Genomic DNA, 22139 nt, shown 5'->3' with positions numbered 1-22139 from the left:
GGCAGGATGAACATTCTCGACAAGATCAAGGCCTACAAGCTCGAGGAAGTGGTGGCGGCGAAGACCGCACGCCCCCTCGCCACGGTCGAGGCCGAGGCCCGCGCGCAGGCCCCGACCCGGGGCTTCGCGCAGGCGCTCGCGGCCAAATCCGCGACCGGCTACGGGCTGATTGCCGAGATCAAGAAGGCCTCGCCCTCGAAAGGGCTGATCCGCCCCGATTTCGACCCGCCGGCGCTTGCGCGCGCCTATGAGGCGGGCGGCGCGGCCTGCCTGTCGGTGCTGACCGACGCCCCCTCGTTCCAGGGCGCGCCCGAGTTCCTGGTCGCGGCGCGCGGCGCCTGCAGCCTGCCCGCGCTGCGCAAGGATTTCCTTTACGACACCTATCAGGTCGCCGAGGCGCGGGCCTGGGGCGCTGATTGCATCCTGATCATCATGGCCTCGGTCGAGGACGGGCTGGCCACCGAGCTCGAGGATGCGGCCGTCGGCTGGGGCATGGATGTGCTCGTCGAGGTGCATGACGAGGCCGAGATGGAGCGCGCGCTGACGGTGCTGAAATCGCCGCTTCTGGGCGTGAACAACCGCAACCTGAAGACCTTCGAGGTGACGCTGGACGTCACCCGCCGGCTGGCGCCGACGATCCTGGCCGAGGGCCGCGATCTCGTCTGCGAAAGCGGCATCTTCACCCGTGCCGACATGGCGGCGATGGCCGAGGTCGGCGCCCGCCGCTTCCTGATCGGCGAAAGCCTGATGCGGCAGGCGGACGTCACCGCCGCGACGAAGGCCCTGCTGGAGGCCGCATGACCGGGCTCAGCCATTTCGACGCGCAGGGGCAGGCGCATATGGTCGACGTCTCGGCAAAACCCGTGACCGACCGCGTTGCGGTGGCCGAGGGCCATGTGGTGATGACGCCCGAGACGCTCGCCCATGTCACCGCCGGCACCGCGAAGAAGGGCGACGTTCTGGGCATCGCCCGCGTCGCCGCGATCATGGGGGCAAAGCGCACCTCGGATCTCATTCCGCTGTGCCACCCGCTGCCGATCACCAAGGTCTCGGTCGAGCTGACGCCGGACGCCAGCCTGCCCGGCGTGCGGATCGAGGCGACGGTGAAAACCTCGGGCCAGACCGGGGTCGAGATGGAGGCGCTGACCGCCGTCACCACCGCCGCGCTGACGATCTATGACATGCTGAAGGCGGTCGAGAAGTCGATGCGGATCGAGGGCATCCGCGTGGTTCTGAAGGACGGCGGCAAGTCCGGCCGCTACGAGGTGACGCGATGATCCCGGTGGCCGAGGCGCTCGACAAGGTTCTGGCGCTCGTCGCGCCGCTGCCGGCCGAGACGGTGCCGCTGCGCGCGGGGCTTGGCCGGGTGCTCGCCGCGCCGGTGCATGCCATGCTGACGCAGCCGCCCTTCGACGCCTCGGCGATGGATGGCTATTGGCTTGCCACCGCCGATCACCGCCCGGGCGCGCGCCTGCGCGTCGCGGGCGAGGCTGCCGCCGGCCGCGGCTATGCCGGCCCGCTTGCCCCCGGTCAGGCGGTGCGGATCTTCACCGGCGCTCCCTGCCCCGCCCCGGGCGGCGTGGTGGTGCTGCAGGAGGACGTCACGCGCGAGGGCGACACGATCACCCTGCCCGAGACGCTGTCGCCTGCCGACAACATCCGCCCGCGCGGACAGGATTTCGCCGAGGGGATGGAGTATTTCCCCCGCGCGCCGCTGACCGCGCGCGATCTCGGCCTGATCGCGGCGATGAACGTCGCCACGCTGTCGGTGCACCGCCGCCCCGTCGTCGCGCTGATCGCGACCGGCGACGAGCTGGTGATGCCGGGCGAGGCGCCGGGCCCCGACCAGATCCTCAGCTCGAACAGCTTCGTGCTGGCGGCCCTGGCCGAGGAGGCCGGCGCCGAGGTGCGGATGCTGCCGATTGCGCGCGACACCGAAGACAGCCTGCGCTTTGCCTTCTCGCTGGCCGAAGGGGCCGACCTTGTCGTCACCGCGGGCGGTGCTTCGGTCGGCGAGCACGATCTTGTCGGCGCCGTCGCGGCGGATCTCGGCCTCGAGCGCGCCTTCTGGAAGATCGCGATGCGCCCGGGCAAGCCGCTGATGGCGGGGCGGATGGGCGATGCGGTGCTGCTTGGCCTGCCCGGAAACCCGGTCTCGGCCACGGTCTGCGCCCTGCTGTTCCTGCGCCCGATGCTGGCGAAGATGCAGGGCTTCGACGGCCGCCCGGTGCCCGCCCGCGCGGTTCTGGGTGCCGATGTTGGCCCGACCGGTCCGCGCACCCATTACATGCGCGCCCGCCTGCTGCCGGGCGAGAGCCTGCCGCAGATCCTGCCGGTCGAAAGTCAGGATTCGGCGCGGATGCGGCTTCTGGCCGAGGCCGATGCGCTGCTGATCCGGCCGCTGGGCGATGGCCCGCGCAAGGCCGGCGACGTGGTCGAGTTCCTGCCGCTCTAACCCGCGATCAGTTCCTGCGCCGCGGCGCGGGCCGCCCCGGTGACCTCGGCGCCCGAGATCATCCGGGCGATCTCGTCCACCCGTTCGGCCGCGCTCAGCACGCTGACGCGCGAGGTGGTCATGCCGTCGCTGACCGATTTCGCCACGCGGAAATGGGTGTTGCCACGCGCTGCCACCTGCGGGCTGTGGGTGACGACGAGCACCTGGGCACTCAGCGACAGCTTCGCCAGACGCCGGCCCACGGCATCCGCCGTCGCCCCGCCGACACCGCGGTCGATCTCGTCGAAGATCAGGGTCAGCGCATCGGCGCCGCGCGCCAGAACGACCTTGAGCGCCAGCAGGAAACGCGAGAGCTCGCCGCCCGAGGCGATGCGGTTCAAGGGCCCCGCCGGCGCGCCCGGGTTCGTCGCCACGGTGAAGGCCACGGCGTCGGTGCCCTCGGGGCCGGCCTCGCCCGGCGCGATCTGCGTCTCGAAGACCGCGCGTTCAAGTTTCAGCGGCGCCAGCTCGGCCGCCATCGCCGCATCGAGCCGCACCGAGGCCTCGGCCCGCGCCGCGGACAGCGTGGCCGCCGCCGCGCGATAGGCGGCTTCGCAGGCCGCGACCTCGACCTCGAGCGCGGCAATCCCCGCCTCGCCGGCATCGAGTGCAGCGAGACGGGCACGCAGCTCACCCGCGAACCCGCAAAGTTCGTCGGGCAGTACGCCGTGCTTGCGGGCGAGCGCCCGGATCGCGAAAAGCCGCTCCTCGCAGGACTCGAGCGCGCGCGGATCGAAGTTCAGCGCGTCAAGCGCGATCTCCACCCCCTGCGCCGCCTCACCGAGCTCGATCAGTGCCCGGTCAAGCGCGGCGAGCGGGGCATCCAGCCGGCCCTCGGCCTTCTCGGCCGCGCCCTGCAACCAGCGGTCGGCATCGCGCAGCGCGCCCTCGGCGCCCTCGGGGCCAAGGATCTGCAGCGCGCGGGCGACATCGGCACGGATCCGCTCGGCGCCCTGCATCGAGCGGCGGGCGGCGTCGAGCGTCGCCTCCTCGCCCGGCTGCGGGTCGAGCATATCGAGCTCGGCCACGGCATGGCGCAGGAAGTCCTCTTCCTCCTTCACCGCGGCCAGCGCCGCCTGCGCCGCGGCAAGGCGCTTTGCCGCCCCGGCCCGCGCGCTCCAGGCGCTGCGGGTGGCGGAGATCAGATCTTCGTGACCGGCGAAGGCATCGAGCAGGGCGCGGTGCCCGCGCGCGTTCAGAAGCCCGCCGTCGTCCTGCTGACCGTGCAGTTCGACGAGGGTCGCCGAGACCGCACGCAGCACCTCGCCGGAGGCGCGGCGGTCGTTGATCCAGGCGGTCTTGCGGCCATCAAGCGCATTCACCCGGCGCAGGATCAGCTCCTCGCCCACCGGGATGCCGGCCTCGTCCAGCACGGCCCGCGCGGCATGGCCTGCGGGCAGCTCGAACACGGCGGTGACCTCGCCCTGCTCGGCGCCCTTGCGCACAAGCTCGGCCCGGCCGCGCCAGCCCAGCACGAAGCCGAGGCAATCGAGCAGGATCGACTTGCCCGCCCCGGTCTCGCCGGTGAGCACGGTGAGGCCCGGCCGGAAATCGAGTTCCAGCCGGTCGATCAGAAGCATGTCGCGGATGTCGAGCGTGCGCAGCATGTCGGCCCCTCAGGCGTGCGCGGTCAGAGCCACTCGCCCTTGATCACCTGGCGATAGATCTTGGACAGCCAGCTGTCGCCCTTCGCCTCGGGGCTCAGCCCCTGCTTCTTCAGCTGGCGATAGGCGTCGTCGTAGAAGGGCGAGGACTGGAAGTTGTGGCCAAGGATCGCGCCGGCCGTCTGCGCCTCGTCGGTGATGCCGAGGGCGAGATAGGCCTCGACCAGACGTTCGAGCGCCTCGGGCGTCTGCGTCGTGGTCTGGAACTGCTCGACCACCACGCGGAAGCGGTTGATGGCGGCGGTGTAATGGCCCTGCTTCAGGTAATAGCGCCCGATCTCCATTTCCTTCGCCGCGAGATGGTCGAAGGCGAGGTCGAACTTCAGCATCGCCGAGCGCGCATAATCGCTGTCGGGATATTGCTCGATCACCTCGCGCAGCGACTGCAGCGCCTGGAAAGTCAGGCCCTGATCGCGGCCAACCTCGTCGATCTGGTCGTAATAGCTCAGCGCGAGCAGGTATTTCGCATAGGCGGCGTCCTCATCGCCCGGATAGGTGTCGAGGAAGCGCTGTGCCGAGGACCGCGCGTCCTCGTATTTCTTCGCCTTGTGCTGGGCATAGACTTCCATGATCAGCGCGCGCTTGGCCCATTCGGAATAGGGATAAAGCCGCTCGACCTCGGAGAAATAGCGCAGCGCCTCGGCCGGGCGGCGGGGGTTGCCGACCTCGAGCTCGTATTCGCCGCGTTCATAGATCTGCTGGGCGGTGAAGTTCTCGAGCGGCGGTTCCTTGCTCGAGCCGCCGCCACAGGCGGCCAGCGCCGCGACGAGCACGAAACTACCGACCCGAAGCGCCGCGGTTCTGCCCAGTGCCATGCCCTGCCTCTTCCCGATTCCGCCCGGGAGTTTCAGCCCCGGTGCCCTGCCAAGCCCGCCCCGCGGGGCGGCTGCTTCGCTCCTCCTAGCACAGAAAAATCCGGGGCGCAAAACGCCTTTCGCGCCGGAGGAGCCCTGCGCGCGCATCGCCGCCAAGCTCAGCGCGCGGCGACCGCCACCGGCCGGCAGACACCCGCGCCGGGCAGGCTGTGGACCTGCGCGGGGGTGCAGTCTTCCCAGATCCAGGCGGTGCGGTCGGCAAAGAGCGCGCGCAGCAGCCGGTTGGTCATTGCATGGCCGGCGCGCGTGCCGACATAGCGGCCAACGATCGGCGCGCCGGCAAGCGCGAGGTCGCCCATGGCGTCGAGCATCTTGTGGCGCACCGCCTCGTCCGCGTGGCGCAGGCCGCCGGGGCTCAGCACCTTGTCGCCGTCGAAGACGACCGCGTTCTCGTAGGTGCCGCCAAGCGCGAGGCCGTGCGACTGCATGTAATCCACATCGGCCTGACGGCAGAAGGTGCGGCTGTCCATCAGCTCGCGCACGAAGGCGCCGTTCGCCATCTTCAGCCGCTTTTCCTGACGGCCGATCGCGGCGTCGGTGAAGTCGATGGTGAAATCGATCTCGAATTCGGCGGCCGGTTCCAGCCGTGCTACCGCCTCGCCCTCGCGCACCTCGACCGGGCGCAGGACGCGGATCGCGCGCAGCGTTCCCGGCAGCGAGCGCAGGCCGGCGCGGCGGATCGCCCGCACGAAAGGCGCCGAGGAGCCGTCGAGGATCGGAACCTCGGGGCCGTCGATGTCGATCACCGCGTTGCGGATGCCAAGGCCGGCAAGCGCCGCCATGATGTGCTCGATGGTCGAGACCGAGACACCCTCGGCGTTCTCGATCAGCGTGCAGAGCTTCGACGGCGTGACCGTATCCCAGCGGGCCGGGACGCGCGGATCGCGATCGGTGACGTCGGTGCGGTGGAAGACGATGCCCGTGCCCGCCGGCGCCGGACGCAGCACCATGCGCACCGGGGCGCCCGAGTGCAGGCCCACGCCATCGAAAGTCACCGCATTTGCCAAGGTCGTCTGCACGAGCGTCTCCTGTTTACACCGCGATCCCCGACCAGGCCGGGGTCCACGAGTGTCAGTTAGGCAGGTGGACCCGACATCACAATTCACTCTTTGCAACAAACTGAAACATTGCCGCGGCAGTGCGGCAAAACCCCGCCAACTCGGCATGAACCTCTTGAAATCAAAAGAAAAAGAGCCGGGTTTCCCCGGCTCTTTCACTCACATTTTGTGAACTGTTCAGTTCGCCTGACGGCGCAGGAAAGCCGGGATCTCGATGCGGTCCTGATCCTGCTCGACCTCTTCGTCATAGCTCGGACGCTGCGGCGCGGCCGGACGATAGGCCTGCTGCGGCGCCGGCTGCGGCGCCTGCGGCTCGGCGGCGTGGCCGGTCATGCGGTTGATCAGCGAGTTGATGCCGAAGCGCGGCTTCTCGGCGGCGGGTTGCGGCGCGGGGGCGCGACCGGCGCCCATCTGCGGCGCGGGACGGGCCTGACCGGGCTGCGAGGGGGCCTTGCTGACCGCGGCCTGCAGACGCGCGAGCGCCTCGGGCGAGGGCGTGCCGGGGGCGCGCGGACGCGGCGCGACGAAGGAGCCGGCGTCTTCCTCGACATGCAGCTCGCGGGCCGGCGCGGCGGTCGCGCGCGGCTGATAGGCGGGCGGCGGAAGTTCTTCCGACATCTCGCGCGCGGCGGGCTGCTGCACCGGGGCCTGCGGAGCCGCGGCGGGCGCGTCGAAGAGGTTGCGCTCGGCCGGCTGCGGCGCGGGCTGCGGCGCCGCGTGATGCGCGGCGGGGGCCTGCTGCACCGGCGCCGGGGCGGGCTCGTGCGCCTTCAGCGGCTCGGCCATCGAGCGGCGCGGCACCGGCACCTCGGCGGCGGCCGGGGCGGCGTCGATCCCGGTCGCGACGACCGAAACCCGCATCATGCCTTCCATGTCCGGATCGAGGGTCGAGCCGACGATGATGTTCGCGTCCGGGTCGACCTCTTCGCGGATGCGGTTCGCGGCTTCGTCCAGCTCGAACAGCGTCAGGTCGTAACCGCCGGTGATGTTGATCAGCACGCCCTTGGCGCCCTTGAGCGAAATCTCGTCAAGCAGCGGGTTGGCGATCGCCTTCTCGGCGGCCTGGATCGCGCGGTCGTCGCCCGAGGCGTCGCCGGTGCCCATCATCGCCTTGCCCATCTCGTCCATCACCGAGCGGACGTCGGCGAAGTCGAGGTTGATCAGGCCCGGGCGCACCATCAGGTCGGAAATCCCCTTCACGCCCTGATAGAGCACGTCGTCGGCCATCGCGAAGGCCTCGGTGAAGGTGGTGCGCTCGTTCGCCAGACGGAACAGGTTCTGGTTCGGGATGATGATGAGCGTGTCGACGACCTTCTGCAGCGCCTCGATGCCCTGCTCGGCCTGACGCATCCGCTTCGAGCCCTCGAACTGGAAGGGCTTGGTCACCACGCCGACGGTCAGCACACCGAGCTCACGGGCAGCCTGCGCGATGATCGGCGCGGCGCCGGTGCCGGTGCCGCCGCCCATGCCGGCGGTGATGAAGCACATGTGCGCCCCGGCGAGATGGTCGACGATCGCCTCGATGCTTTCCTCGGCGGCGGCGGCGCCGACGGAGGGACGCGCGCCGGCGCCCAGCCCCTCGGTCACCTTCAGGCCCATCTGAACCCGCGCCTGCGAGCGCGACTGCTGCAGCGCCTGCGCATCGGTGTTGGCCACGACGAACTCGACCCCGTCGAGCTGCTTCTCGATCATGTTGTTGACCGCGTTGCCGCCCGCACCACCGACGCCGAACACGGTGATCCGCGGCTTGAGGTCTTCGTGATCCGACATCATCAGATTCAAGGTCATGGGTTTCCGCCTGTGTTTTGTGCTGATCGGCCCTGTCCCCGGCCGAAACGTCCCCGTAATTCCCTTAGTTTTATCTGCGAATCCGGGAAACGTCACCCAAAAAACACAGGGGAAACACAAAATCTGGAGCGCAGCAAAGCCCGTTCAGCGGTATTTCGCGCATACCTCTGCATCTGGTGGAAAACGAAACGGACCAGCCCCGGCCCTTGCGTTTCACCAGTTGTCGCGGAACCAGCGCAGCGCGCGGCGGAACGACCTGCCGCCCAGCTTTTCCGCCGGGACCTCGAAGTCCCACCATTCGTCCTGCGGATGCGCCGCGAAAAGCGCGAGCCCGACGACCGAGGAAAAACCCGAGCCCGTCGCCGCCTGTGGCAGCCCCTGCACCCGCAGCGGCCGGCCAAGGCGCACGTTCTGGCCGAGGATGCGCGCCGCCAGCCCGTCAAGGCCGGGGATCTGGCTCGCCCCGCCGGTCAGCACGATCTGCTGGCTCGGCAGATGATCGAAGCCCGCGACGTCCAGCAGCGCGCGCACCTCCTCGAGGATCTCCTCGACGCGCGGGCGCATGATGCCGATCAGCTCGGCGCGGCTGACCCGACGGCGGTCCTTTTCCCAGTCGCCCGAATTGCCGGCGAGCTCGATCATCTCGCGGTCGTCCATCCCGGTCGCGACGACGCCGCCGTGGAAGGTCTTGATCCGCTCGGCCGTCGCCATCGGCACCTGCAGCCCCGCCGCGATGTCGCGGGTGACGTGATCGCCGCCCATCCGCACCGCATCGGCAAAGATCATGTGCTTCTTCATGAAGATCGACACCGCGGTGGCGCCGCCGCCCATGTCGATGCAGGCGGACCCCAGCTCCTGCTCGTCCTCGACGAGCGAGCTCATCCCCGAGACATAGGCCGAGGAGGCGATCCCCGCGAGTTCGAGGTCGCAGCGCCGGATGCAATAGATCAGGTTGTGCACCGCCGCCGCATCGACGGTCAGCAGGTGCATGTCCACCGCCAGCCGCGCGCCCACATGACCGCGCGGATCGCTCAGCCCCGAGCGGTGGTCGAGCGCGAAATTGACCGGGTGCGCGTGCAGCACCTCGCGCCCCTGCCCGATGTCGGGCATGTCGCACGACGCCAGCACCCGGGCAAGGTCCTGCTCGCCCACCTGCGCGCCCATCACCTCGACCTCGCCGGCCAGGCCATAGCTGCGCGGCACCGCGCCCGAGAAGCAGGCGATGACGTGGTCGACGCGGGTGTTGGCCATCTTCTGCGCCGCCTGCACCGCGGTGCGGATCGCGCGCTCGGTCTCGGCCATGGCGTCGATCTCGCCAAAGCGCACGCCGCGCGAGCGGGTGGTGGCGGCACCGATGACGCGGAAGCTCGACTGCCCGGCGAGCGAGCCGATGCCCTCGGCCTCGCGCACCGCGTCGTCATTGTCGAAACGCAGCACGAGGCAGGCGATCTTCGACGAACCGATGTCGAGAAGGGCGACGACCCCGCGCTGAAGGGCCGCCTTGCGCATGTTCCGCATCGCCCGCTGGGCCTGATAGAGATCGGTCATTGGGACACCTTCACACTGTTCAGCGCGCCGGCGCTGATCGCCTGATACTGGGCCAGCGCCGGAGCGCTGAGACGGATCGTCGGACGGTCTGCATTGCGCATGTCGAGCCGGGTGAAATCGCGGTTCAGCAGGTCTTCGGCGGCATCAAGCGCCAGCACCCGCTCGACCGCCTGCACCGGGTTCTCCTCGGGCAGAAGGATGCGCTGATCGCGGTCGAGGACCAGGTCCCACCGCCGCTCGCCCATCCGCACGAGGCCGCGCGCCCGCGGCAGGATCGGCTTCGCCGCGGCCAGGATCTGCAGCGCCTCGGGCACGGCGGCATCCGCCCCCTCCCCCGCGATCAGCGGCAGGTCGGGGCGCGCGTCGCGCCGGGTGAGCGAGGCGGTGCGGTGGCCGATCTCGTCGAGCATCTCGATCCCCGAGGGGGTGCGCCACAGGATCACCGGCTCGCGCTCGGTCACCTTGATGTCGAGCGCGCCACCGGTGCGCACGATCAGCGACACATCCTTCACCGCATCAAGACGGGCGATGGTGTCGTGATAGGCGACAAGGTCGATGGCAAAGCGCGAGGCCGGAAGCTGAACCGGCAGCATCGCACGCACCGCCTGTTCGACCTCGGGGCTCGCGCCTTCGACGGTCAGGGTCGAGACGCGGAATTCGGGGCGGTTCTGGATCGAGAGCTTGATGTCCTCGAGCTTCGCCATCGCGTCGGCCCGTCGCCCCTCGTCGCCCAGCCACAGGCCGAGCGCGAGCGTGACGACGAAGACCGGCACGCCGATGCGGGTGAAGGCGCGCACGAAGGGGGTCAGCCACAGCCGCTGCAACCGGAAGGCGAGCCGCGAGGGCGCCGGATCGCGCCGCCCGCCGTTCGAGCGCGAACGGATCGTCACCCGGCGCTGGCCGGCCTGCTGCAGATAACGCGGCTCGGCCTTCAGCGATCGCATGAGGCCCCCTCCACCATCCAGCGGCAGAGCTCGGGGAAGCTGATCCCCTCGGCCGCCGCCTGTTCCGGGGCAAGCGAGGTCGGCGTCATCCCGGGCTGGGTGTTGGTCTCGAGCAGCACGATGCCCTCGACGCCGCGGCTGTCGTCCCAGCGGAAATCGGTGCGCGACAGGCCCCGGCAGCCAAGCGCCTTGTGGGCGCGCAAGGCGTACTCCTGACAGGCGCGGAACACGTCCTCGGGCAGCTCCGCCGGGCAGACATGGCGCGAGCCGCCCTCGGCATATTTGGCGGTGTAGTCATACCAGCCGGTGGTGATGATCTCGGTCACGGCCAGCGCGTGATCCTCCATCACCGAGCAGGTCAGCTCGCGGCCCGGGGCATAGGTCTCGACCATCACCGTCTCGGGCATCGCGGCCGAGAGCTGCGGCGGCCCGTTCGAGCCTTCGGTGACGATGTAGACGCCGACCGAGGAGCCCTCGTTGTTGGGCTTGACCACATAGGGCACGGGCAGAACGTGGCGCGCACAGACCTCGGCCTTGCTGGCCAGCACGCTTTCCACCACCGGCAGGCCGGCGGCGCGATAGGCGGATTTCGAGCGGGTCTTGTCCATCGCCAGCGCCGAGGCCAGCACGCCCGAATGGGTATAGGGCAGGCGCAGCCATTCGAGCAGCCCCTGGACGCAGCCGTCCTCGCCCCAGCGACCATGCAGCGCATTGAACACGCAATCGGGCTTGGCAGCGGCCAGCTGTGCCGGCAGGTCCGGCCCCGCGTCGATCTCGATGACCTCGAATCCCGCCACCCTGAGCGCCTTGGCGCATTCGCGCCCGCTCGACAGAGACACTTCCCGCTCCGCGGAAGGTCCACCCATCAAGACCGCCACCAGGTGGGATGCCCTGCTCGACATGCCCGCCACTTTCGCCTCTCCCGGGGTTTCGCCCCCGTGGAATAATTGTCGCTACGACCGCGCGCCGCGGATCAATATTCGCCGACGCGCATGATTTCCCACTCTAGCGAAATTCCCTGCGTCTGCAAAACCTTTTTGCGCACGTCCTCGCCCAGACCCTCTAGATCTTGTGCCGTGGCACCGCCGGTGTTGATCAGGAAGTTCGAGTGCATCTCGCTCATCTGCGCGCCCCCGCGCCGCGCGCCGCGCATGCCGGCCTCGTCGATCACCTTCCAGGCCTTCAGATCGTGCACGTCATCGGCCCGCCCGGTCGAGGAGAACCCCGCCGGGTTGCGGAAGGTCGAGCCGGCCGAGCGCTCTTTCGTCGGCTGGCTGGCGTCGCGTTTCGCGATCTGATCGGTCATCCGCGCCTCGAGCGCCGCGGGCTCGCCCCGTTCGGCGCGGAAGATGGCGGCGGTCAGCACCGCCCCCTCGGGCAGCGTGCTCGAGCGATAGGCAAGGTGCAGATCGGCTGCGGGGATCACCACGCGCTCGCCGGTGCGCAGCACCGCCTCGACCTCGATCAGGTGGTCGGCGGTATAGCTGCCATAGCAGCCCGCATTCATCCGCACCGCCCCGCCGATCGAGCCCGGGATGGTACGCAGGAAGGTCAGGTCGAGCCCCGCCTCGGCCGCGCGCCGCGCGACATGGGCGTCCAGCGCCGCGGCGCCCGCCCGCACCCGGCCCTCGCCCGCCATGACCTCGATCGCGTTGAAACCGCGGCCAAGGCGGATCACCACCGCCCGGATGCCGCCGTCGCGCACGATCAGGTTCGAGCCCACCCCCATCGGGAAGACCGCCACCTCGGCCGGCAGCGCGGCCAGGAAAGCCGCAAGATCCTCGGCATCGGCGGGCTGGAAGAACCAGTCGGCCGGGCCGCCGACGCGCAGCCAGGTGAGATCGGCAAGCGGGCGGTTGCGGCTGAGCGTGCCGCGCGGGGTATAGGCGATGCTGTCCATGGCCCTCGCTTAGCCCGGCGCCGGCGGCCGGGCAAGAGGTCAGTCGCCGGGCTCAGTCGGCGGCCCGCTCGGTGGCGTCGATCACCACCTCGTAATCGAGCGTCGTCGTCACCTCGGGCCCGCGGAACCCGCCCTCGAGCGGCAGCGTGCCCGCCTGCCCCGGCGCGACACACAGCGCCACATGCCCGTCCGTCACCGGCAGCCCATGCGTCGGGTCATAGCCGCGCCAGCCCTGCCCGGGCAGCCACACCTCGGGCCAGGCATGCAGGTGGCGCCGGCCATCGACGCTTTCGGCCTGCGCCTGATAGCCCGAGACGAAGCGCGCCGGGATCCCCTGCGTGCGCGCCGCGGCGATGAACAGCATGGTCAGGTCGCGGCAGGCGCCCTTCGCCGTCGCCAGCGTCTCGGCCGGGCTCTGGGCATTGCCGGTCAGGCGGATGTGGCGGTCGGTGCGGGTGAACAGCGTCTCGTTCAGCGCGGCAAGAAAGTCCTCGGCCCGGCCGCGGGTGGCAGCGGCAAGGCTGGCCGCGAAAGCCGCGACCTCGGGATCGATGGCCTCCGACGGCAGGAAGGCCGAGGGCGCAGGCGCGGACCAGGGCAGCCCCGGCAGCGCCACGGCCAGCGGCGCCGGGGCATGGGTGTCGAGGGTGAAGCGGCTCTCGATCACCAGTTCGCGGGTCTTGCGGCCGAAGGTCAGCCGGGTCACCCCGTTGCCCCAGGCATCGGTGCGGTCGACCCGGGTCACCGGTGCCGGCGTCACCGCGATCTCGGCCGAATGCAGCGTCACGCCCTCGGTGCGCGGGCTGAGCCGCAGCCGCTGCGGGCCAAGCCGGACCGGCGCGGAATAGCCGTAGCGGGTGAGGTGGCGAATGGTGAAGCGCATCGGGGCCTCCTGCCTTGCCCGGGCAGGATAGGCCGCAAGGCCTGCGCGCACCAGTGCCGTGCTCAGCCCCCGGCCTTGCGTCCGATGCGGAGCAGACGGCGCAGGAGAAAGCGCAGCGGCCAGCGCAGCACCGAGGCCTGCGCGGCAAGCAGCAACACGCCGGGCACCGGCCCGTCACTCACGAAGACCCAGACCAGCAGCGGCAGGCCGGTGACGATCAGCGCGATACCGCCCGGCCAGTGAAAGCGGCGCGGCGCGAGGCCGATCAGCGTGGCGATCAGCGCCCAGAGGCAGGCGGCAATCAGCGCGGCGCTCATGCCAGCCCCCCGAACGAGGCGGCAAGCGCCGCGCCCGAGGCCAGCGCGCCGAAGACCGGCACCGCCATCGGCACCCGGAACGGCGCCGCGGGCGCGCGCCGCTTCAGCCCGATCAGCGCGAGGTTCACCAGCACGAAGACGCTCAGCAGCACGGTGGTGGTGAGCTGCGCCAGCGCCGCGACCGGCAGCGCGAGCGCCGCGACCAGCATCAGCCCGCCCGCCAAGAGCGTCGCCGCCACCGGCGTGCCAAGCCGCGGGTGGATGTGGCGAAAGACGCCGAGCGCCGGCAACCGCCGGCCAAGGCCGTAAAGCACCCGCGCCGCCATCACGATCTGCGCCAGCACCCCGTTCAGTGCCGCCGCCACCGCAATCGCCGGCAACAGCGCCTGCGGCGCCGAGGCCCTGGCCCAGACCGTGGCGAGCGGGCTTTCCGAAAGGGCAAGATCGGCGGGCGCCACGGCATGGACCGCGGCGGCCGAGACCGCAACATAGAGGAGCGTGGTGATCGCAAGGGCCGCCAGGATCGCGCGCGGCAGGGTGCGGGTCGGGTCACGCACCTCCTCGGCCATGTTCACGATATCCTCGAAACCGATGAAGGCGAAGAAGGCGAGCGCGGCGCCTGCGGCGATCCCCGACCACGGCACGGCGGCCGCCAGCGCGGGCGCGGCGGGCACGCTGGCCCCGGCCCAGATCACCAGCAAAAGCCCGGTGACCTCGATCACCGTCAGGATCGCGGCAAAGCCGATCGACTCCAGCACCCCCCAGAGCGCGATCGCCGTCAGCAGCAGACCAAGCGCCAGGATCAGCGGCGGCGAGGGCAGCGGCAGCAGCAGCGTCAGATAGCCGACCCCGCCGCGCAGCACCGCCGCGGCCGAGATCACGCCCGAGAGCACGATGGCAAGCCCCACCAGCACGCCAAGCGCGCGCGAGGCAAGCCCCGCTTCGACATAGGCGACCTCGCCCGCAGCCTCGGGCAGGCGGGTGGAGAGCTCGGCATAGGAGAGTGCGGAGGGCGCGGCAATGAGGCCCGCCAGCACGAAGGCAAGCGGCGTCCAGCCGCCCGCATGGCCCGCCACGGCGCCGACCAGCACATAGATGCCGGCGCCAACCATGACGCCCACGCCATAGGCGGTCAGCAGGACGGGGCCGAGGCGACGCTTCAGCTTCCCGTCCTGCGCCATCTCAGGCGCCGAGGATGTTGGGGAGGTTGTTCGCCCAGGCCGAGATCGTGCCGGCACCGAGGCAGACGACGATATCGCCGGGCCGCGCCTGCTCCTTCACCAGCCGCGCCAGGTCTTCCTCGTGGAAAAGCGCGCGGGCGTGGCGGTGACCGTGGCGGATCAGCCCGGCGACGAGGTCGTCGCGCGTGGCGCCCGGGATCGGGTCCTCGCCCGCCGCATAGACATCGGCGATCGCCACCACATCGGCCTCGTTGAAGCAGGTGCAGAAATCGTCGAAGAGGTTGTGCAGGCGCGAGTAGCGGTGCGGCTGATGCGCCGCGATCACCCGCGCGCCCGGCGTGCCCGACACATATTGCCGCGCCGCCTTCAGCACCGCCGCGATCTCGACCGGGTGGTGGCCGTAATCGTCGATGATGGTGACGCCGCCCAGCACCTCGCCGACCTTGGTGAAGCGGCGGTTGACGCCGCCGAACTGCGCGAGCGCGGCGCGGATCTCGTCCTTCTTCATGCCGAGGTGACGCGCCACGGCGATCGCTGCAAGGCTGTTCGAGACGTTGTGGTTGCCCGGCATCGGCAGCGAGCAGCCCTCGATCTTCGCCTCGGGTCCCTCGTTTTGCAGCAGAACGTCGAAATGCGCCCGGCCTTCCGAGAAGCTGAGGTTGACCGCGCGCACATCGGCCTGGGCGTTGAAGCCGAAGGTGGTGACGCGGCGGTCGGTGACGCGACCGACAAGGGCCTGGACCTCGGGATGGTCGGTGCAGCACACCGCCATGCCGTAGAACGGGATGTTGGTGACGAAGTCGTAGAAGCCCTGCCGCAGGTTCTCGATCGTGCCCCAGTGCTCCATGTGCTCGGGGTCGATGTTGGTGACGATCGCGATGGTCGCCGGCAGCCGGTTGAACGAGCCGTCGGATTCATCGGCCTCGACCACCATCCACTCGCCCTCGCCCGCCCGCGCGTTCGAGCCATAGGCGTGGATGATGCCGCCGTTGATGACCGTCGGATCGAAGCCGCCCTTGTCGAGCAGCGTCGCCACCATCGTCGTCGTCGTGGTCTTGCCATGGGTGCCGGCGATCGCGATGTTCGACTTCAGCCGCATCAGCTCGGCCAGCATCTCGGCGCGGCGCACCACCGGCAGCTTGCGCCGGCGCGCCTCCTCCAGCTCGGGGTTGCCCTTCTTGATCGCCGAGGAGATCACCACCACCGCGACGTCGTCGGTGATGTTCTCGGCGCGCTGGCCCTCGTGGAAGGTCGCGCCCAGCTCGACCAGCCGGTCGGTGATCTTCGAGGCCTTGGCGTCCGAGCCCTGCACCTTGTAGCCGAGCGTGATCAGCACTTCGGCGATGCCCGACATGCCGATGCCGCCGATGCCGATGAAGTGGATCGGGCCCAGTTCCCCGGGAAGTTTCGTGGCAGCGCTCATTTCGGTTGTCCTGCAAGTTTCTCGACGATTTCGACCAGCCGCCCGGTGGCATCGGGGATGCCGTATCCGAGCGCGGCCTGCGCCATCTGCACCGCACCCTCGGGATTGTCCAGAACCAGCGCGACCTGGGCCGAGATGCTCTCGGCGGTGGCCTGCGCCTCGGGCACGAGGATCGCGGCGCCCGCCTCGGTCAGGCCGCGGGCATTCGCCGTCTGGTGATCGCCGGTGGCGGCGGCATAGGGGATCAGGATCGCGGGGCGGCCGATCACCGAGATGTCGGCGACCGAGGAGGCGCCCGAGCGCGAGATCACAAGCTGGCACTCGGCCAGCCGGCGCGGCACGTCCTTGAAGAAGGGTTCGACCTCGGCGGCGATGCCGGCCGCGGCATAGGCGGCGGTCACGCGCTCCATGTCCTCGGGGCGGGCCTGGTGGGCGACGCGCAGCCGGGCGCGCAGCGGCGCGGGCAGCGCGGTCAGCGCCGCAGGCACCACGTCCGAGAGCACCCGCGCGCCTTGCGAGCCGCCGATCACCAGAACCGACAAAGGTCCCTCTCCGGACGGGGCATAGGGCGTGGCGGCGCGGTCGATGATCGCGGCGCGCACCGGGTTGCCGGTGTGCACGCCCGCCACGCCGGGCGGCAGGTCGGTGGGCCAGGTGCCACAGGCGAAGGCGTCGACATGGCGCGCAAAGATCCGGTTCACCCGCCCCATCACGCCGTTCTGCTCGTGGATCGCGCGCGGCACGCGCAACAGCCACGCGGCGCCGAGCGCGGGGATCGTCGGATAGCCGCCAAAGCCCACCACCGCGGCGGGGCGATCGGCCAGGTCATGGCGGATCGCGGTCAGGATGCCGCCAAGGATGCGGAACGGCACGGCAAGCTTCGCCAGCGCGCCGCCGCGCGCGAAGGTCGCCGAGGCCACCTCCTCGACATGGACGACATGCGGAAAGCCGCCGGTATAGCGCGCGCCGCGCGCATCCGTCGACAGCTTGACCCGCCAGCCGCGGCGCACCATCGCCTCGGCCAATGCCTGCGCCGGGAACATGTGCCCGCCGGTGCCGCCCGCGGCGATCAGCAGAAGCGGAGCTTTCGGAGCGGCCATCGCGGCCTCCTTCACTTGCGGCGGGCGAGGATGTCGGAGATCTCGCCCTGCGGCCGGGTGCGGGTCAGCGCCAAGAGGAAGCCAAGCGCGATGCCCGAGGCGATGACCGACGAGCCGCCATAGCTGACGAAGGGCAGCGTCATCCCCTTCGCAGGCAGCAGCCGGACCGCCACGCCCATGTTGATCAGCGCCTGCACGCCGAAGGCGCAGGCAAGCCCCGAGCCCGCGAGCCGGGTGAAGGGGTCACGCTCGCGCATCAGCCGCAGAAGCGAGCGCACGACGATGATCGCGTAAAGCGCGATGATGATCATCACCAGGATGAGGCCGTATTCCTCGGCCGCGACGGCGATGATGAAGTCGGTGTGCGCATCGGGCAGCGACCATTTCACCGTGCCCTCGCCGACGCCGACACCGAAGAAACCGCCCTCCTGGATCGCGTTCGTGGCATAGCCGATCTGCGTGCGCGGGTCGATCTCGGTGCTGAGGAAGCCGTTGATACGACGGGCGAAGTGCTCGGACATGTTATAGGCGAAAAGCCCGCCCGCCGCGGTCAGCCCGGCAATGACGGTGAGCAGGAAAATCGGCGCACCGGCGATGAAATACATCACCATCCAGCTGAAGAGGACCAGCGAGGCCTGGCCGAAGTCGGGCTGCAGCGCCAGCAGCACCACGATGAGGACGGTGAGCAGGAAGGAGTAGAGCCGGCCGGGCGGTCCCGCGACCTCATGCGCCGCGGCCATGAACCAGGCGGCGATGACGACGAAGCCGGGCTTGAGGAACTCGGAGGGCTGCACCGAGGCGAAGCCGAAGGAGATCCAGCGCACCGCGCCCTTGCCGAAATCGGTACCGATCACCGGCAGCGCCAGCAGCGCCAGGAAGGCACCGAGGAAGCCGATCACCCCGATGCGCCGCACCTGGGTCGGGCTGAGCATCGAAATGACCAGCATCGCGATGATGCCGAGCGAGCCGAAGAAGGCCTGACGCTTGACATAGTAGAAGGGTTCGAGCCCGTTCTTTTCCGCCAGCGGAACCGAGGCGGCAAGGCCAAGCAGCATGCCGACGCCGAACAGCATCAGGATCGCGGACAGCGCCCATTTGTCGATCGTCCGCCACCAGCGGGGAAGAACAGGTTCACCAGCCCGAACGGGCACGGTGCCAAACACCATATCTGTCATGGACGTACCGCCGTCACTGCCTCGAACACGCCCGTTTTTCCCGGGTCTGACGGCGAGTCTAGCGCATCGCCACGCGGCTGCCTAGGGGAACGTGGCCCGAACGCGCCGGCTTGGCAACGCCCCGCCGCCCGGTCTTTGCCGCGCCGCCGCACTGTGCCATGATGGCGCGAACAAACGCATGGAGGCGGCGATGAAGGTCGGGATCGTGGGCGCGGGAATGGTCGGCTCGGCCGCCGGGTCGGCCCTGGCCCTGCGCGGCGGGGCGAGCGAGGTGGTCTTCGTCGATCGCAACACGGCGCTTGCCCGCGCCCAGGCCGAGGACATCAGCCATGCCGTGCCCTTCGCCCATCCCTGCCGGCTGAGCGCGGGCGAGTATGACGCGCTCGAGGGCGCCGAGGTGGTGATCCTCTCTGCGGGCGTCGCGCAGAAGCCGGGAGAGAGCCGGCTCAGCCTGCTCAGCCGCAATGCCGAGGTCTTCGCGAGCGTCATCGGCGGCGTGCGTGCGGCCGCCCCGGGGGCGATGCTGCTTGTCGCCTCGAACCCCGTGGACATCATGACCCAGGTCGCGCTGCGCGCCTCGGGCCTGCCGCCCGAACGGGTGATCGGCTCGGGCACCATCCTCGACACCGCGCGCTTCCGCAGCCTCCTTGGCGCGCATCTCGGCATCGCGCCGCAATCGGTGCATGCCTATGTGCTGGGCGAGCACGGCGACAGCGAGGTGCTGGCCTGGTCCTCGGCGCGGGCCGGCACCGAGCCGGTCGCCCGCTTCGGCGCCCAGCTCGGCGCGCCGATCACCGAGGAGGTCCGCGCCACCATCGACGCCGGCGTGCGCCGCGCCGCGTACCGCATCATCGAGGGCAAGGGCGCCACCTGGTATGGCATCGGCGCCGGGCTTGCGCGCATCGTGCAGGCGATCCGCGACGATCAGGGCGCGGTGCTGTCGGTCTCGGTCGTGGCGCCCGAGATCGAGGGCGTGCCCGACATCGCGCTGAGCCTGCCGCGCGTCGTCGGCCGCAAGGGCGTCAGCGCGACACTGATGCCCGAGATGAGCGAGACCGAGACCGCGGCGCTGCGCGCCTCGGCCGAGGTGCTGAAGGAAAGCACGCAGGGGCTGTGGTGAACCAGATCTTCGGCGCCTTCCTGCGCCTTGGCCTGACCAGTTTCGGCGGCCCGACCGCTCATATCGGCTATTTCCGCACCGAATTCGTGCTGCGCCGCGGCTGGCTGAGCGAGGCCGAATTCGCCGAGCGGCTGGCGATCGCGCAGTTCCTGCCGGGGCCGGCCTCGTCACAGCTCGGCTTCGCGATCGGGCTGCACCGCGGCGGGGTGGCCGGCGCGCTGGCGGCGTTCCTCGGCTTCACCCTGCCCTCGGCGCTGCTGATGACGCTCGCCGGGCTGTCGGCGCAGGTGCTGCCGGGCGGTGCGGCGGCGGGCGCGATCGCCGGGCTCAAGCTTGTCGCCCTCGCGGTGGTCGCGCAGGCGCTGTGGGGCATGGCGCGCAACCTATGCCCCGACACCGCGCGCCGGCTGCTGGCGCTTGTCGCCTGCGCCGCGCTGCTCGCCCTGCCCGCTTCGGCCCTGCAGATCGGGGTGATCGCGCTGGCCGCCGCGATCGGCGTCACCCGGCCACTGCCCGCCACCGCCCCGGCGCCGCTGGCCGAACGCGGCCGCGCCCTTGGTCCGGCGCTGGCGCTCGCCTGCCTGCTGCTGGCCGCCCTGCCCTTCGCCCGCCCCTATCTCGGCGCCGGCGCGCTGGTCTTCGGCGGCGGCCATGTGGTGCTGCCGCTCCTGCGCGAGGCGCTGCCCGACGTCGGGGCCGAGACCTTCCTCGCCGGCTATGGCCTGGCGCAGGCAATGCCCGGCCCGCTGTGCTCCTTCGCCGCCTATCTCGGCGCGGCGACGGGCGGGATCGGCGGCGCGCTGATCGCCACGGCGGCGATCTTCGCCCCGGGCTTCGCGCTTTACGCCTTCATCCTGCCGCTCTGGTCGCGGATCGGCGCGAGCGGGCGGGCGCGCGGCGCGGTGGCGGCGGTGAATGCCGCGGTGGTGGGCGTGCTTGCCGCGGCCTTCCTCACCCAGATCCTGCCTGCCGGGCTGCACGACGGCCGCGCGGCAGGGATTGCCGCGCTGCTGCTGGCGCTCGCCTTCGGCACCCGGCTGCCGCCCGTGGCCCTTGTCGGTCTGGGGGCGGGGCTGGGCGCGGCGCTGCTCTAGCGGTTCACTCCGGCAGCGCCGCGACCAGCGCGGCGAAATGCTCGCCCCGCTTCTCGAAGCTCTTGTACTGGTCGAAGCTCGCCGCGGCCGGCGCCAGCAGCACGGTATCGCCCGGCTCCGCCTCGGCCGCCGCACGCGCCACCGCCGCCTCCATCGTCTCGCAGATCTCGTGCTCAAGCGGCGCCAGCTCCAGCGCGAAATCGCGCGCCGAATGGCCGATGAAATAGGCCTTCTTCACCGCGCCCAGAAGCGGCCGCAGGGAAGCGACACCGCCCTCTTTGCCCAGCCCTCCGGCGATCCAGCGGATGTTCGGAAAGGCCTCGAGCGCCTTCGCCGCGCTGTCGACATTGGTGGCCTTGCTGTCGTTCACATAGCGCACGCCACGCTTTTCCGCGACCGTCTGCGAGCGGTGCGGCAGGCCGGCGAAGCTGTGGAAGGCCTCCTCGATCACCCGCGGCGCCAGACCGAGCGACCGGCACGCGGCATAGGCCGCGCAGGCGTTCTGGTGGTTGTGCGCGCCGGGCAGGCCGGTGACCTCGCGCAGGTCGATCGAGGCGACCTGCCGGCCCTTGCGCCACTCGGCCAGGAACCCCTTGCGGGCAAAGACCGACCAGCCGAAGGCGCCAAGCTTCTGCGCCGAGGAGACCCGGATCACCCGGTCATCCTCGCGCGAGCTGGCCATCTGATTGGCCAGATAGACCCCCTCGGGCTCGTCCACCCCGATCACCGCACGATCCGGCCCGCCCTCGGCAAACAACCGCCGCTTCGCCGCGAAATAGCCGCCATAGCCGGCGTGGCGGTCGAGATGGTCGGGCGAGAGATTGGTGAAGACCGCGATATCGGGGGTCAGCGCGCGGGCGAGATCGGTCTGATAGCTCGAGAGCTCGAGCACCACCACCTCGCCGTCGATCGCCGGCTCGATGTCGAGCACGCCGCGCCCGATGTTGCCCGCCATCTGCGTCGGCCGGCCGGCATGGGCCAGGATGTGGTGGATCAGCGCCGTGGTCGTCGACTTGCCGTTCGAGCCGGTCACGCAGACCGTGCGCGGCGTCACGTCGAAACTGTCCCAGTCGGCCGTCGCCCAGGACCGGAAGAACAGCCCGATGTCATTGTCGACCGGGATCCCCTCGGCCATCGCCTTCGCGATCACCGGGTTCATCTTCGGATAGAGATGCGGAATGCCCGGCGAGGTGATCAGCGCCGAGATCCCCTCGAAGGCGCCCTCGCGGCCCAGATCGGTGCAGGCCCAGCCCGCCTCCTCGGCCTTCGCGCGCGCCTCGGGGCTGTCGTCCCACAGGACCGGCACCGCGCCCCCCGCCTTCAGCGCCGCCGCCGTGGCCAGACCGGAGCGCCCGAGCCCCAGAACCGCGACCTTGTGCCCCTCGTATCCCTGAACCGGAATCATCTGCTTTTCCTCGCGTCGGACGCGGGGGTTTCACACCCCCGCACCCCCGTGAGGTATTTGAAGCAAGGCGAAAGGGGAAGGCCCTTCCCCTGCATTCATCTTGGCAAAAATACCTCGGGGGGTGAATTTGCCTGCAGGGCAAAGAGGGGGGCAGCGCCCCCCTGCCCCGG

At 70.4% G+C, this 22139-nt stretch carries 20 protein-coding genes; 5 read left to right on the top strand and 15 right to left on the bottom strand.

Annotated elements, in window-relative coordinates; genetic code table 11:
• Positions 1-6: 6 nt before the first annotated feature.
• From trpC to DYS74_RS12065, 3 genes are read left to right on the top strand one after another with little or no spacing between them, the layout of a single operon-like run.
• Positions 7-801, top strand: a complete 795-nt coding sequence (gene trpC, locus DYS74_RS12075) for an indole-3-glycerol phosphate synthase TrpC (RefSeq protein ID WP_121533949.1) — start codon at positions 7-9, stop codon at positions 799-801.
• Positions 798-1277: a cyclic pyranopterin monophosphate synthase MoaC gene (gene moaC / locus DYS74_RS12070; RefSeq protein WP_121533948.1), complete on the top strand. Its 480-nt coding sequence runs from the start codon at positions 798-800 to the stop codon at positions 1275-1277. The genes trpC and moaC overlap by 4 nt, the downstream gene beginning before the upstream one ends.
• A complete protein-coding gene (locus tag DYS74_RS12065; protein WP_121533947.1) occupies positions 1274-2455 on the top strand; it encodes a molybdopterin molybdotransferase MoeA in 1182 nt (393 codons plus the stop codon). The genes moaC and DYS74_RS12065 overlap by 4 nt, the downstream gene beginning before the upstream one ends.
• On the opposite strand, the gene recN is transcribed toward DYS74_RS12065, so the two are convergent.
• From recN to ftsW, 14 genes are all read right to left on the bottom strand, one after another.
• Positions 2452-4101, bottom strand: a complete 1650-nt coding sequence (gene recN, locus DYS74_RS12060; protein WP_121533946.1) for a DNA repair protein RecN — start codon at positions 4099-4101, stop codon at positions 2452-2454. The two genes, DYS74_RS12065 and recN, sit on opposite strands and share 4 nt — an antisense overlap.
• A 23-nt stretch (positions 4102-4124) precedes the next feature.
• Positions 4125-4973 carry an outer membrane protein assembly factor BamD gene (locus tag DYS74_RS12055; RefSeq protein ID WP_183077519.1) on the bottom strand — a complete coding sequence of 283 codons (849 nt, stop codon included), beginning with the start codon at positions 4971-4973 and terminating at the stop codon, positions 4125-4127.
• A 158-nt stretch (positions 4974-5131) separates the two neighbouring features.
• A complete protein-coding gene (gene lpxC / locus DYS74_RS12050; protein WP_121533945.1) occupies positions 5132-6052 on the bottom strand; it encodes a UDP-3-O-acyl-N-acetylglucosamine deacetylase in 921 nt (306 codons plus the stop codon).
• A gap of 216 nt (positions 6053-6268) precedes the next feature.
• The gene (gene ftsZ, locus DYS74_RS12045) at positions 6269-7879 is read right to left on the bottom strand and encodes a cell division protein FtsZ (protein WP_121533944.1); all 1611 of its coding nucleotides are present in this window, start codon (positions 7877-7879) and stop codon (positions 6269-6271) included.
• A gap of 213 nt (positions 7880-8092) precedes the next feature.
• Complete coding sequence (gene ftsA / locus DYS74_RS12040; protein WP_121533943.1) at positions 8093-9427, bottom strand: cell division protein FtsA; 1335 nt, start codon at positions 9425-9427, stop codon at positions 8093-8095.
• Entirely contained in the window at positions 9424-10371 is a 948-nt protein-coding gene (locus DYS74_RS12035) for a cell division protein FtsQ/DivIB (protein ID WP_121533942.1), read from the bottom strand. Before DYS74_RS12035 ends, ftsA begins: the two co-directional genes overlap by 4 nt.
• Positions 10359-11273 carry a D-alanine--D-alanine ligase gene (locus DYS74_RS12030; protein WP_121533941.1) on the bottom strand — a complete coding sequence of 305 codons (915 nt, stop codon included), beginning with the start codon at positions 11271-11273 and terminating at the stop codon, positions 10359-10361. The genes DYS74_RS12035 and DYS74_RS12030 overlap by 13 nt, the downstream gene beginning before the upstream one ends.
• A gap of 71 nt (positions 11274-11344) precedes the next feature.
• Positions 11345-12271, bottom strand: coding sequence for a UDP-N-acetylmuramate dehydrogenase (murB, locus tag DYS74_RS12025; RefSeq protein ID WP_121533940.1), 927 nt, complete (start codon positions 12269-12271; stop codon positions 11345-11347).
• A 52-nt stretch (positions 12272-12323) separates the two neighbouring features.
• Positions 12324-13154 (bottom strand): transglutaminase family protein, encoded by an 831-nt coding sequence (locus tag DYS74_RS12020; protein ID WP_121533939.1) that lies wholly within the window; start codon positions 13152-13154, stop codon positions 12324-12326.
• Between the two features lie 62 nt (positions 13155-13216).
• The gene (locus tag DYS74_RS12015) at positions 13217-13471 is read right to left on the bottom strand and encodes a DUF2484 family protein (RefSeq protein WP_121533938.1); all 255 of its coding nucleotides are present in this window, start codon (positions 13469-13471) and stop codon (positions 13217-13219) included.
• A complete protein-coding gene (locus DYS74_RS12010) occupies positions 13468-14652 on the bottom strand; it encodes an APC family permease (RefSeq protein ID WP_121533937.1) in 1185 nt (394 codons plus the stop codon). Before DYS74_RS12010 ends, DYS74_RS12015 begins: the two co-directional genes overlap by 4 nt.
• A gap of 1 nt (position 14653) precedes the next feature.
• Positions 14654-16075 (bottom strand): UDP-N-acetylmuramate--L-alanine ligase, encoded by a 1422-nt coding sequence (murC, locus tag DYS74_RS12005; RefSeq protein ID WP_121533936.1) that lies wholly within the window; start codon positions 16073-16075, stop codon positions 14654-14656.
• Positions 16072-17175: a UDP-N-acetylglucosamine--N-acetylmuramyl-(pentapeptide) pyrophosphoryl-undecaprenol N-acetylglucosamine transferase gene (locus DYS74_RS12000; protein WP_121533935.1), complete on the bottom strand. Its 1104-nt coding sequence runs from the start codon at positions 17173-17175 to the stop codon at positions 16072-16074. Before DYS74_RS12000 ends, murC begins: the two co-directional genes overlap by 4 nt.
• Before the next feature lie 11 nt (positions 17176-17186).
• Positions 17187-18350: a putative lipid II flippase FtsW gene (gene ftsW / locus DYS74_RS11995; RefSeq protein WP_121533934.1), complete on the bottom strand. Its 1164-nt coding sequence runs from the start codon at positions 18348-18350 to the stop codon at positions 17187-17189.
• A gap of 190 nt (positions 18351-18540) precedes the next feature.
• Here ftsW and DYS74_RS11990 point away from each other — a divergent pair, with 190 nt between their 5' ends.
• Entirely contained in the window at positions 18541-19470 is a 930-nt protein-coding gene (locus DYS74_RS11990) for an L-lactate dehydrogenase (protein ID WP_121534002.1), read from the top strand.
• Positions 19467-20564: a chromate efflux transporter gene (gene chrA / locus DYS74_RS11985; protein WP_245965273.1), complete on the top strand. Its 1098-nt coding sequence runs from the start codon at positions 19467-19469 to the stop codon at positions 20562-20564. The genes DYS74_RS11990 and chrA overlap by 4 nt, the downstream gene beginning before the upstream one ends.
• A 4-nt stretch (positions 20565-20568) precedes the next feature.
• Here chrA and murD read toward each other — a convergent pair whose 3' ends face one another.
• Positions 20569-21969 (bottom strand): UDP-N-acetylmuramoyl-L-alanine--D-glutamate ligase, encoded by a 1401-nt coding sequence (murD, locus tag DYS74_RS11980; RefSeq protein WP_121533932.1) that lies wholly within the window; start codon positions 21967-21969, stop codon positions 20569-20571.
• Positions 21970-22139: the final 170 nt, after the last annotated feature.

Origin of the sequence: Paenirhodobacter hankyongi (assembly GCF_003664585.1) — a bacterium.
Lineage (GTDB): Bacteria > Pseudomonadota > Alphaproteobacteria > Rhodobacterales > Rhodobacteraceae > Rhodobacter > Rhodobacter hankyongi.
Note: the sequence above shows the minus strand (reverse complement) of the source record. Positions and strands in the feature narration are given on the sequence as shown.